The organism is Niallia endozanthoxylica (genome assembly GCF_008710145.1).
Taxonomy (GTDB): Bacteria; Bacillota; Bacilli; order Bacillales; family Cytobacillaceae; genus Bacillus_BD; species Bacillus_BD endozanthoxylica.
Genome location: NZ_VYKL01000012.1, coordinates 1 through 12,337, shown reverse-complemented (window position 1 = coordinate 12,337; position 12,337 = coordinate 1). Strand labels below are relative to the sequence as shown.

Sequence of the window (12,337 nt, the reverse complement as noted above, 5' to 3'; positions counted from 1 at the left end):
TATCCCCGTTCACATGAGTTACTTTTAACTCTATCCCCGTTCACAAGATAGTTAATTTCGTTATCTACAATGCCTATAATAGAAATACTCTATTGGCATGAAAATTGCATGAATAGTTATAAGAGATACATTTTTTATTTCAATAGTGAAAGCGAGATGTTCAGATGATTATTGGCTACCTCTTAGTTCTTCTATCAGCAGTAGGTTTTGGCTTTATTCCTATTTTTGCGTTATATGCTTACCAAAGCGGCGTAAACGTATCGACACTTTTGTTTCTACGTTTTTTTATTGCCGCACTTATCTTTTTTATATATGCAAAAGTAAAGTTAAAAAAGTGGACCTTATCCCAAAAGCAAATAATCTCGATGATTTTGTTAGGAGGAGTATTTTACACTGTCCAATCCCTTTTTTATTTTTTATCCGTTCAATATATCCCGGCTTCTTTAGCATCACTGCTGGTTTATTTGTACCCAATCTTTGTAGCTATCCTATCCTATTTTATCAATAGGGAATCTTTTTCCTTTCCCTTGTTTGCTTCCATCGCCCTTACATTGTGTGGAATGGCTTTTATACTGGGATCACCGGATGGAACGATTCAAATGACTGGTATCTTACTGGCAATGGGTTCTGCCTTGGTTTATTCCCTTTTTATTGTGATTGGGAATCACGTTACACAAGAAATCCCCTCTATCATCACTAGTGCCTTTATTACGATGTCCTCAGCGCTATCTTTTTTTATTTGGGGAATGGCAAGCGATACCCTGCATTTTCATTTCCAAAGCACTGGATGGCTGGCCATCATTGGGGTTGTGTTGCTATCAACGGTATTAGCCATATTTACACTTTTTGCCGGAATGAACATCATAGGACCTACAAAAGCCTCTATTCTCAGCACGGTAGAGCCTGTTGTAACAGCTATTTTTTCCTTTTTATTACTTGATGAAAAAATAGGTGTTGCTCAAATAATTGGTGGTTGCATTGTTTTAGCTGGGGCATCCTGTGTTGTGATTCTGAAGGAAAAACAAAATTCGACTAAAACAGTAGATACTAATTGTACTGAACAATATCAATAAAATACTAAATTTTGTTGATTAGTTGCTTTCCAGATTGTTTTCTCAATTAATTGTTTCCCCTAGTAAAACAAAAGAGGCCAAGAGCTTTTCTATATATGCCTTGGTCTCTTACTATGTTTATAAACCTTTTATGTTCTGCTATCGGCCATGACATTTTGAATCAAGTTCAGAGCCTACCCAATCACTTATTTTCCTCAAATTTTTTACTGGGATCCAATTGGCCAGCCAGCGCGAATTGAATTAGCTGTCTCAGATTGAACAATGTGATATTAAACCCCGAATGAAAGCAGTCCGAATATAATACCAGATAGCATTAATACCCTATCTAACAAATGACCTCGACCGTTTGTCTTTAGTGCTTATTTTGTAACGGCAGCGTTGATCTACTCCTCAAATCTAAAGATATCCGGAGGGCTATTCGGTCCTGTTTTTTTACCTATGTTGTTTCTCATTCCTGGAATAAGTATTGGCTTACTTATAAAATTTGTATTAGGGAGTTTGAAAGTAAAATAAAATGGCTAACCGTATAAAATGAGGTTGAAAACCGTTATAGAGTATCTAACAACAAAACTGCATTTATTGTTTATTCAACAAAAGGCCGCTTTTTCCAGAATAACAAAAAAGTCCAATTTCTCAATTTCATAGCATTAAAATAGAGAAATTAGACTTTTTAATATGGAAATTTCCTTAACGTTGTAAATCCCCATTTTCCTGACGCTACCCCGAATAGAGAAATAGTTCTTTTTATAATTGATTCATCTTATTAATTAGTTCGTCTTTTGTTGGATTTGTGTACAGAAGTGTAGTATGGATGTTGCTGTGACCAGCCTAGTTCACTACCTCATGCACACTCAGTCCATTTTCAAGTGCGTGGAACGGAAGAAGTGCCGTAAATCGTACAGTGTGATCTCTTTCCCTACACCTTCCTCATAATCCTTAAACAATTTATTAATAGTTGTCCGATCTAACGGTCTATTCCGATTACTGAAAAATAGGTACTCATTTTGGCTTTCTTTTCGGACTTTAAGCCATCCTTGCAGAGCTGTTTTGACTTTATCATTTATAAAAATGGTTCGAGTCTTATCTCCTTTTCCTTTTACAACCATTTTTCTAGACGCTAAATTAAAGTTATTCATTTTCAAATGGAGGACTTCACTAATTCGCAATCCAGCATAAGCCATAATCGTAATGATGGCGTAATTTCTCTGACTATCCTTAGTATTACGAGCTGACAAAACTTGTCCAAGTCTTTCTGACTTATTTTGGCTAAGGAAGCGTATGGCTGTTGGATTTTCATATAATTTTTTTGTAAGGACTATGTCCGGCTGCACATTCGTTTCAACCAAAAAATCATTAAATTTCACAAGAGCATTGATCTTGGTATTAATCATTTTTGGCTTCGATTGTTTAACTGTTTTGAGATAAGATATATACTCTCTCACACTTCCCTAGTATAACCGTTTAAACTCAACGCCCTTCAATTCATCAAACCATTTTAAGAATCCTCTTATCGACTACACATAGCCTTTCAACGTACTTTCTCTATTCCCATAATCAAGTAGATATTTTTCGAATTTTATTAAAATTTTTCTCTTCTCCCTATAAACTATGTTGAATTGAAAATCTATTGTTTCAAATAAACTATGTTGAATTATTGCAACAGTCATAAATTGCTCCATAACGTACAACTTTGAATGATTCTCTATGTTACGAATGGGATACGAAGGAAGCCTTTTTGAAGTGATATAATTAAAATATATATTACCTTAAGGAGACTTATAGTTTTGGATGCAAAATATATTAAATTCTACGAATTCGGCAGCCCTAAAGATGTATTAAAAATTGAATATAAAACCATTGAACCACCAAAAGATAATGAAGTTCTTGTTCGAATGTTGGCCCGACCTATCAATCCTTCTGATTTAATTCCAATTAGAGGGGCGTATTCGCATCGAATTTCTTTACCTAGTATTCCTGGTTATGAAGGAGTTGGGATTGTAGAAGATGTAGGTCCTTTCGTTACAAAAAACCTTATTGGTAAACGAGTTTTACCTTTGCGCGGGGAAGGTACATGGCAAGAATTTGTTAAGACATCAGCAGAACTTTCCGTTCCTATACCGGATTCTATTGATGATTTTAAGGCATCACAAATGTATATTAATCCCGTTACAGCGTGGGTGGTTTGCACGGAAGTTTTAAAATTAAGATCAAATGATGTTTTATTGGTTAACGCTTGTGGTTCCTCTATTGGGCATATTTTTGCTCAGTTATCGAAGATTTTAGGTTTTCGATTGATTGCAGTGACTAGAAATAATAAATATACAGAAGATTTACTTCATCTCGGTGCTTCTTATGTGATAGATACCTCTAAAGTTTCGCTTTATGAAACAGTTATGGAATTAACAAATGGAATGGGTGCAGATGCTGCTATTGATTCCATTGGAGGTTCATCTGGAAACGACTTGGCTTTTAGTGTCCGCCCCAATGGAAACTTTATAACCATCGGTCTTTTATCAGGGATACAAGTAAATTGGGCAGATATTGTAAATAAAGCAAAGGTGAATGCGAATATATTTCATTTGCGGAATTGGAATAAAAATGTTTCGGCGGATAAATGGCAAGAAACTTTTAATTATTTAATAAGGCTAGTATCTGATAAAAAATTACGTTTGATGAAGGTAGATTCTAGGTATGATTTGTCGGATGTAAAAAAGGCTATTGATGTTGTTGAATCTTCTAAAATAACTGAAGGGAAAGTATTTTTAACAAGCAAATGAGTTAATTATTCTTTAAGTGTTAGTAAAAAGATCGTCATTGACGGTCTTTTTTTACGTCATAAACTTTTATCTTCACTTGATCATTTCAACATAGTTTATGTTATGTTGAATTCTTTTACCAGTCGTAAATTGCTCTATAACTTACAAATATGCTTTTCTTTATTGAGTTTGTGAAAGTTTCTACTTAAACTAACGGGAGTTTAGTTGAAGAGAGGTTAACGAAAAGTTAGATGTAAAAAACAAAAAAAGCAGTATCCCGTGACAATGATATGCTCGCAATTAAACATGGAATACGTCTATTTTATTAATTGTCTTTTAACAAATATAACCTCCTTTAGAATTTTCAAAATGTATATTTAGTCATTTAATCATGCATAGTATTCAAGAAAAATTAATAACTGAGGAGTGGTAAAGTTGCAAAATAAAAAAATGTTTGGAGCAGCTAAGCAGTGAATGGCAGCGATCAAGATATCAATCTCTGGTAGCAGCGAAATATATCAAGCTGGATAAAATTGAAGATGCCAGGAGATTGGCTCGTACCATTCGTGATAAAGAGTTTAAGGAAGAAGTTTATCAAGGTATTAAAAATGCCCTTGGGGATTTAGAATGTGATTTTGACGATGAAGAGGAGTTTTATAGTGTAGACGGATTTGATGAGGATTTTGGATATCATGATGAATTTGACGATGAGTTCGATGATGACGATAAGTTTGACCTTGATGATGAATTTGATGGAGAAGCAACTAATAGTAGATTCGTATTTGAAGAAGAGGACATCAAGGAGGAACTATCACCATCTGTAATACAAAAGATTGTTCATGAGTTGACGTATAGTAAAGATATACTGCATTTTACTTCTCTCATAAATTCCCTCCCTAAAGAACAGTCATTTGATATTCTAGAAGATTGGGTGACTCTAAAAGGAAGAATCAATATAGAAGAAACGATTCATAATCTAACCTATATAACTGACGAGAGATCAAGGTCCTATGCCACTAAATGTGTAGCAGTATACCTATGTAAGATGAATGTTTGTGAGAAAGGGATTTCAATTAGTAAAAGTATAAGCCAAATAAACCATCGATTATTTGCTTGGCTCGAAATCACTGAGCTTTTGTATGAAAAAGGGAAGCATAATATGGCATCACAGCTAATTCAAGAGTGTATTCCTTTTATGCTTCTTGATAATGACGGTGGGTATGGGTATGACGAGAGCTATTTATATAAAACAGAATTTCTAAGAAGGTACACTTCACTACTATCCAGACTAAATCGTGTTGATGAATTGATCATACTGCTCAAAACGGATGGATTAGTGCTGGAGAAGGAGAATATTATACACATACTATTAAAAGACATGACACAGGATGCTGTAATTCCGTTTATAGAAAATATGGAAAAGAAGCAGATTCCAAATAAGATAAAAGTTCTTTTCTATTATTCTTTTTTAGAAATGATTTATAAGCTTGATAGTGAGATTGTTTCAACGCTTCTAAAGCTAGTTCCAAATATTTATTTGAATCAAAATCTATTATCCGAAGTCCTATATTGTCTCATCTATTATGTGCGTTTTGAAAGTGACAAGGAAATGAACTATAGAAGTGTATTAAATGAACTTCAGGAGTTTCTTGTTTTACCAGATGTATTTAAAGATAACGTAGACGCACCTTTATTATATACTTATGATAATCGAAATGAATGGATTCCTATCATTACTGATCCTGACGATTTAAGCGACATTAATGGATGGATTCGTAGAGTGGAGAAAGGAAAAATGTCCCAAGAGAAATTCAACGAGTTTATCCTGCCAATTATTTCATTTTATCAATAATGTCGGAGAACCATATTATCTCAAGAACCACTCATTGAAGCACTTTATGTCTTTGATAAGTATTTAATTGCCCCTTTTGAGTAATAAGATAAAAAGAGAGAAATAAAAATTGAACCCCATGTTAGACTCAGTAAACATGGGGATTTCAAATTTAGAAATGAACAAGACCATGAACTATTTCTATGAAAAAGTCCACAATTAACAGCTTGTCAAGAACACTGGGTAGTTGAAATATACCTTGTAGACGAGAAGCGATTCGGTCAAACTAGATACAGAGTAAACATATCTTATATATAGATATTATAATTGTAAGTATACTCGAGCCTTTCTTATTACTGAAACGCAAGAATGAACTAAACCGGCGTTACCTTCTCTTGACCGAAGTTGATTCCGCTTCGGACTCTCTTGCTTTTTTCTGAGAAAGGTGAGCCATGGGAACGGGTTCACTTCATCCCCTCATTCCGTTTCTATACCTCTAAAAGAGGATCTATATTTTCGCTAAATGGCGGATAAATATTTGGGTGAAGGATGCTCGCTATCTTATTCAAACCGAGTAATAATCTAGGTGAAGGCCTGCAAAATAATGGTTCGTCTAATATAAACACTTGATGGTTTTTAATGGCCTCCATTTGTTCCGCCCCAGGACGTTTCAGGATAACCTTTGGATTCACGTGTTCCTTCTGTACTCCCACCCAAACTAGGCAAATCACATCGGGATTTCTTTGTCTTATCTCTTCCCAGTCTGTTTTTACGCTTGCTTGAGCCTTATCTTCAAATACGTTTCGCCCCCCTGCAAAGTTGCTTATTTCAGTCAACCAATTGTTCGCTCCCGGTGTAAAAATAGGCTTAGCCCACCATTCCCAATAAAGGTTAGTTGGCCTTTGAACTTGCTGCGATAGCAATTGATATTTTTCGAGTATAAGAGTGAATTTTTTAAATAGTTGTTTCGCTTTGTTAGAAGTATTCGTAGCTTCTCCAACAAATAGTAAACTTTCTCCTACCTCCGTTAATGTCTTAGGATTAGGGACAATGACATACGGGATTTTCCGTTTTTTTAACTCCTCTATATTTCGTTCCATCCCAGGCACACTGAGTGATGCTAAAACTAAATCAGGCTGCAATTCTTCAACCTTGTCCATATTAATGTCCAAATCCGAACCTAGTCTTGGCAACGATTGAACATCCTCCGGCCAATCTGAGTAGTTATCCACCCCTATCAACGAAGGAGTTAAACCTAAGTAACCTATTAATTCTGTATTACTTGGACAAATGGATATTAATTTCATCATAAAAACCTCCTTATAACTCCGAAATTACGAAGTAGATTTGTAGTTCTATATTATTTTATAAACACCTGCAATATTATTGGGCCTCTCTGTAATCCTTCATATTCGCCCCCGCACATTCATCATCTTATTAAACCTTATGTAAATTTTCTCCAAGCGCATCCTTTATTGCACGATACACCATTTCGCCAATTCTCTTCCCAACAACCGTTCCTGAACCGGCGCTAGATATTTTTGTTCCTTGCTGGGTCAGTCCAATCAGCAAGGTATCTGTCGCTGTACCAAAAGCATCCGTATTAGAATAAGGGGCTGCTATATGAAGATCTTGTAAGGCTTTCACTTTTGCTTCAGTCGCAGCCATGTATCCATCCATGAGGGTACCGTCTGTAAAATGGGCATCAATAAACAGCATCGTATTGATTGTACTGCGGGTTTGCGCTACTTCACGGACTGAGTTCTTTGTGATATTGGCAGCGTTCCTTACCCCCGCTGTCACAATAGCCATCATTTGAATATTTTCGTATTTTTCTGTGACCATAACGGTATCTTCTAGTTTCGTAGAACTAATCATTCCGGCTGCTTGATTATAAGGGATTGAATATTTTTCCATCCATTTCTGTAAATCTTTTTCATGCTGAAAACTATTATAATCTTTTTCAACATGAAAATGACAAAAGTGTTTTAACCACTGAATCCCCTCTCCAATGACCCCATTGGAGAGGGTCAGTAATGGCTGATCAAATTGAACATGAATACAGTCCTCTGTTTGTTGAATATGATAAGAATCTTCAAAATGATAAAACTCTCTTGATGCAGCATAAGAGGGTGTCATGAGAAGCTGTGGTTTAGGAACGATTGGGTGCGATTGGGAGCTTACTTTCACCTCATAGACCTTTTTTAATTGATCTACGTTTCTTAACCTGTCAACATCTCCTACTTCTAAAAAACTTCCATTATGGAGTAAGGCGATACGATCTGCATAGAGCGAAGCCACATTCAAATCATGCAGGATTGCAAAAATGGTTAATCCCATGGTTTGTTGTCGTTCTTTTAACAGATCCAGCATATGAAAGGTATGTTTTATATCAAGATGGTTGGTTGGCTCATCTAAAAGTAAAATCTCCGGCTCTTGAGCTAAGGCTTTGGCCAATAAGACTCTTTGCCTTTCTCCGCCGCTTATTTTACGAAACTGCGTTTTTCGAAAATCACTTGTTTTCGTTATTTCCATAACCTCATCAATGACTTTCCTGTCTTTATTCGAAATTTGTTTAAAAAAACCCTTTTGATGAGGATAACGTCCAAGGCTAATGATTTCTTCTACTGTATAATCGAAGGATACCTTGACTTCCTGTGTGAGAACCGCCATTTTTTTAGCTTTTTCAATTTTGGATAGTGATTGAATTTCTTCCCCGGACATTAAAATCTTTCCACTTTTAATTGGCAGCTGTCCTGTAATAAGTTTAAAAAGCGTCGTTTTCCCGCTTCCATTTTGTCCAAGTAGCGCAAAAAACTCTCCTTGATCAATCTCCAAATCGATGCCATTGATAATAGGGGAATGGTTGTATCCACCAACTAAATTTTGAATGTTGATCATTTACGATTCCCCTTCCCAAATTTTTCTCTAATCAATAATACCGCGAATACAGGTGCTCCAATTAAGGCTGTTATAACACCAATCGGCAATTCTTGCGGAGCAATAATCGTCCTAGCTGCTAAATCAGCTAAAATGAGAAAAGTTCCGCCTGTCAACATGGATAGCGGAAGGACATAGCCATGATTAGGGCCTGTTACGAGGCGGACTAGGTGTGGGATAACCAGTCCTACAAAGCCAATCGTTCCTGATACCGCGACAGATGCCCCAGTTAATAAGGAAGCACCAATGAGGACAAATGTTTTCCCTCTTTTGACGTCCACCCCAATGTGATCGGCGGCTTCCTCTCCAAGTGCCATGGCATTTAATTCACGATGGTGATAGAACAAAATACATGCACCGATAATCATAAAAGGAAAGATAAGTTCAACATAATTCCAGCCCCTCATTCCAACACTGCCATATAACCAATAAATAATTTGGGTCATCGCATCCCGGTCCCCCAATGAAATAAGGAGAGAGACAACCGCACTAATAAAGGCGCTGACAATGATTCCCGCCAATATAATCGTTTCTATTGCTAAACTTCGGCTGCTTAATCGAACGAGTCCGAACACAATTAGCAATGCAATGAATCCACTGATAATAGAAACAATTGGGAGCGTAAAACTTCCTAATCCAACAATCGATACGTTAAAAAATAAAACAAGCACAGCCCCTAGAGAGGCACCTGAAGATACGCCAATGGTATAGGAGTCTGCCAGCGGATTGCGTAAAAGACCTTGAAAAGCTGCACCAGCCAGCGCAAGAGATGCCCCTACACAAAATGCAAGAAGAATTCTTGGCAGACGAATATTCCAAATAATCATTTCTTCATTTTTTGCTGCCTCATCCAGCAAACTCATATGAAACACTTTATCGAGTATAATATGTAAAATAGTCGGGATTGGGACGGTAACACTACTATAAAATAAGCTGAGAAGGCTTATACCAAGTAAAAGCCCTCCGCTCAAGATATATAACCATCCTATTTTATTGCTTAAAAATTTCCGGATAGATAAGTTCCGCAAGTGTCTCGACTCCTTCAATTAAACGAGGACCAGGTCTTGTCACCGTATCGCTATCAACATCAAACACGTTTCCATTTTTTACAGCTGGCACCTCTGCCCATCCTTCACGGCCTAGCACCTCTGCAGTTGGATTTTCTACATAATAGCCATACGTGGTTATGATCACATCCGGATTTAACTGAACAATTTCTTCCTCCGTCATCTTGACCCAGCCATCTTGATCTTCTGCGGCATTAATGGCTTGAATGGATTCAAGCATTTCATGCATAAAGGTGTTTTGTCCTGTTGTAAAAATATCTGGACCCGGTGAAACTTCTACCCAAACTTTCTTTTTATCTGTGACCGATTCTGTAGCTTTATCCTTGATCACTTGAAGGCGCTCTTTCATATCCGCCACGATTTCATCAGCTTCCGTCTTAGTTCCAGTAGCCTTACCAATCATTTCAATATTGCCATATGCATCCTCAAAGGATGTAGCACTACCAACAACAATGACTTCAATCCCTGCTTCTTCAAACTGTTGTAAGATATCCCGATGGGTCTTGTAATGATAATCTGTAACAAGAGCCATATCTGGAAGAAGAGAGAGAACAAGCTCTGCATTGATATCTTGTCCACCCACCTTCTGAATTTCAAGTGCTTCCTTTGGATAGTTATCGTAATCGGATCTTCCAATGATTTTATCACCTAAGCCAAGAGCAAATGCTATTTCTGTATTACTAGCCTGAATTGAAACAATGGTTTCAGGTTCTTCATCAATGGTTACCTTTCGATTGGCATCGTCTGTTATTGTGACAGGAAATACCTCTCCATTATTTTGAACCGCCTCTTCCGTCTTATCATTTGAAGCAGTCCCCTCTTTACCCTGCGTATTCGCCTCTTGTGTACCACAACCGATCAACATCATCATGCTTAACAGAAGAATAACACTGAAAAGCCCCCACTTTTTTACAATCTCTTTCATTCCTTTTCTACCCCTTTCTATTTGAACAAAAAAAACGCTTTTCCTGTGGAAAGCGTAAAGTATAAAGGCAGCTATATAATGCAAGTCTTGTAGATAGCATGATAACTTGCAATCCCTATGGTGAATTTTCGCATAATGGATTGCCTGCACTTTAAACTTTCCTTTCCGCGAGGAAGTTTAAAAATATAATAGGCAGGTCTCCTGACTTACGATTCTACGGTTGGTTATCCCTTCCCATGTTAAAAACACAGTGGATATTTACTAACCTTCCTTCTCGCATACAGTGGCGGGACCGTGTTGGATTTGCACCAACTTCCCTCTTAGTCTCAAATGAATCTCACTTAAGAAACCTATTAATCTAGTATTATGATCTTAATCGAATTATAGTAAAGTATTCTTATTTTGTAAATTATTTTTATAAAAGTGACAGGCACAATCCAGAAACCGGGTGTTGTCTGTCACTCCTAATCTCATCCCCAAATTTCTTTGGCTATATTATATCTACAATAAACTTCAATTTTGCCCATTGCTCATCTTCTATCAGCTTATTTCCATGATGAGTAGATGCGAATCTGCATAGCGCGCTTATGCATAGCTGCTCTAATGGTACATATTTTGAAGCTTCTTTAATACGTTCTTTGATTGCTTCCCCATCTTCTAACTCTCCGAATGTTGAAGTAAATACACAGAGTATTACTTGCGAACCACCAGTAGGAATATACTCTAATGGTTTGAAATCTCCTGGGCGTTCAAAAGATTCCATTCTCTTCTGAAGGATATCCTTTATTTCCTGATCTTCTTCATAATCCTCATGCACATTATTCTATATTTATTGCCTCTACAGCAATCCGTTCTAATTTCCTTTTGGATAAACTATAAATAGTAATATTATACCATTATCTATATAGAAGAAATTAGGAAATTCATTATATAATACTTAAACTCGTCTTATAATAAAGGGTAATTGTAAACGATAAACTAGAATTTTAAACATAGTGAGTCTTAAATAATTAAAAAGCCGATTTTCCTTTAAATAAAGGAAAATCGGCTTTTTACCCAGTTCTATTACTCATCTTTTTTATTCCCATTACCCATATCTTCTGCATCTTCTATTGGATCTTCTGGATCTGGATCGTTATCATTTTCATCATCTTTCAACATGTTATCATCTTCATCAACGCCAGGTATATTTTCAGGATCTAGATTATTATTTTGATCATTATTTCCATTGTTATTATTCATATCATCGTTTTCAATTACATTATTGTTATCTTCCGGTGGTGGATCCTGATCATTATTGTTACAACCCGTAATTAACATGGCAGATAAAACTGTACCTACAAGAATAAGAAAACATTTTTTGTTCATGATTGTTCTCCTTTCATGACCTATGTACTAACTTTAGTTATCATTCCCTATAAATTTAAAATTATGATTAATTTTAAATTCCAAGATAGAAATTTGAGTAGTTAAATAAAAAAGCAACAGTTAAAATTGTTTACTCCCTCTAACTTAACAAAAGACTGACTCATTTGTAAGTGAGTTATATAATAATGACTAAGGTTTCTATCTATTCAAAAAAGGAGAAAGTCGTTTCTCGAGTTCAGCCAGCTTTTTTGCATTACGATTATACATATTTTTAGCCTTATCTGATTGTGTTTCTAGAGCGAACAACTCTAAATCAGCTTGACATTTTTTGATCATGGCCATTAATAAAGGTCTAGTTTGAGGGGATGGGACTTTGA

Annotated in this window: 10 protein-coding genes, 1 pseudogene and 1 riboswitch; of the genes and pseudogenes, 3 read left to right on the top strand and 8 right to left on the bottom strand. The window is 36.1% G+C overall.

The window, feature by feature from the left end; translation table 11 throughout:
- The first annotated feature begins 164 nt into the window (after positions 1-164).
- On the top strand, positions 165-1,073 hold the full coding sequence (locus tag F4V44_RS05375) for an EamA family transporter (RefSeq protein WP_150438978.1): 909 nt from the start codon (positions 165-167) through the stop codon (positions 1,071-1,073).
- Between the two features lie 851 nt (positions 1,074-1,924).
- Here the strand turns inward: F4V44_RS05375 and F4V44_RS27770 are convergent.
- Positions 1,925-2,464 carry a tyrosine-type recombinase/integrase gene (locus F4V44_RS27770; RefSeq protein WP_223881811.1) on the bottom strand — a complete coding sequence of 180 codons (540 nt, stop codon included), beginning with the start codon at positions 2,462-2,464 and terminating at the stop codon, positions 1,925-1,927.
- Positions 2,465-2,857: 393 nt separating this feature from the next.
- Here F4V44_RS27770 and F4V44_RS05365 point away from each other — a divergent pair, with 393 nt between their 5' ends.
- Positions 2,858-3,850, top strand: a complete 993-nt coding sequence (locus tag F4V44_RS05365) for a zinc-dependent alcohol dehydrogenase family protein (RefSeq protein ID WP_150438977.1) — start codon at positions 2,858-2,860, stop codon at positions 3,848-3,850.
- Positions 3,851-4,283: 433 nt separating this feature from the next.
- Complete coding sequence (locus tag F4V44_RS05360) at positions 4,284-5,681, top strand: hypothetical protein (RefSeq protein WP_150438976.1); 1,398 nt, start codon at positions 4,284-4,286, stop codon at positions 5,679-5,681.
- 467 nt (positions 5,682-6,148) lie between these two features.
- Here F4V44_RS05360 and F4V44_RS05355 read toward each other — a convergent pair whose 3' ends face one another.
- The 7 genes and pseudogenes from F4V44_RS05355 to F4V44_RS05325 all read right to left on the bottom strand — a co-directional run bounded on the left by F4V44_RS05355 (position 6,149) and on the right by F4V44_RS05325 (position 12,296).
- Positions 6,149-6,967 carry a cobalamin-binding protein gene (locus F4V44_RS05355; protein WP_150438990.1) on the bottom strand — a complete coding sequence of 273 codons (819 nt, stop codon included), beginning with the start codon at positions 6,965-6,967 and terminating at the stop codon, positions 6,149-6,151.
- Between the two features lie 130 nt (positions 6,968-7,097).
- Positions 7,098-8,561 carry an adenosylcobinamide amidohydrolase gene (locus F4V44_RS05350; RefSeq protein ID WP_150438975.1) on the bottom strand — a complete coding sequence of 488 codons (1,464 nt, stop codon included), beginning with the start codon at positions 8,559-8,561 and terminating at the stop codon, positions 7,098-7,100.
- On the bottom strand, positions 8,558-9,628 hold the full coding sequence (locus F4V44_RS05345) for a FecCD family ABC transporter permease (RefSeq protein WP_150438974.1): 1,071 nt from the start codon (positions 9,626-9,628) through the stop codon (positions 8,558-8,560). Before F4V44_RS05345 ends, F4V44_RS05350 begins: the two co-directional genes overlap by 4 nt.
- Positions 9,591-10,592: an ABC transporter substrate-binding protein gene (locus F4V44_RS05340; RefSeq protein WP_150438973.1), complete on the bottom strand. Its 1,002-nt coding sequence runs from the start codon at positions 10,590-10,592 to the stop codon at positions 9,591-9,593. The genes F4V44_RS05345 and F4V44_RS05340 overlap by 38 nt, the downstream gene beginning before the upstream one ends.
- 174 nt (positions 10,593-10,766) lie before the next feature.
- Positions 10,767-10,961: riboswitch (cobalamin riboswitch) on the bottom strand.
- Between the two features lie 101 nt (positions 10,962-11,062).
- A pseudogene (locus F4V44_RS05335) lies at positions 11,063-11,343 on the bottom strand (5-methyltetrahydropteroyltriglutamate--homocysteine S-methyltransferase); the annotation flags it as partial.
- 314 nt (positions 11,344-11,657) lie between these two features.
- A complete protein-coding gene (locus F4V44_RS05330; RefSeq protein ID WP_150438972.1) occupies positions 11,658-11,960 on the bottom strand; it encodes a hypothetical protein in 303 nt (100 codons plus the stop codon).
- Positions 11,961-12,158: 198 nt separating this feature from the next.
- On the bottom strand, positions 12,159-12,296 hold the full coding sequence (locus F4V44_RS05325) for a DUF1657 domain-containing protein (protein ID WP_223881815.1): 138 nt from the start codon (positions 12,294-12,296) through the stop codon (positions 12,159-12,161).
- Positions 12,297-12,337: the final 41 nt, after the last annotated feature.

Coding starts and splice junctions, on each gene's coding strand:
- F4V44_RS27770 (WP_223881811.1), bottom strand. CDS start 2,464: ATGATTAATACCAAGATCAATGCTCTTGTGAAATTTAATGATTTTTTG.
- F4V44_RS05325 (WP_223881815.1), bottom strand. CDS start 12,296: ATGATCAAAAAATGTCAAGCTGATTTAGAGTTGTTCGCTCTAGAAACA.
- F4V44_RS05375 (WP_150438978.1), top strand. CDS start 165: ATGATTATTGGCTACCTCTTAGTTCTTCTATCAGCAGTAGGTTTTGGC.
- F4V44_RS05350 (WP_150438975.1), bottom strand. CDS start 8,561: ATGATCAACATTCAAAATTTAGTTGGTGGATACAACCATTCCCCTATT.
- F4V44_RS05355 (WP_150438990.1), bottom strand. CDS start 6,967: ATGAAATTAATATCCATTTGTCCAAGTAATACAGAATTAATAGGTTAC.
- F4V44_RS05330 (WP_150438972.1), bottom strand. CDS start 11,960: ATGAACAAAAAATGTTTTCTTATTCTTGTAGGTACAGTTTTATCTGCC.
- F4V44_RS05340 (WP_150438973.1), bottom strand. CDS start 10,592: ATGAAAGAGATTGTAAAAAAGTGGGGGCTTTTCAGTGTTATTCTTCTG.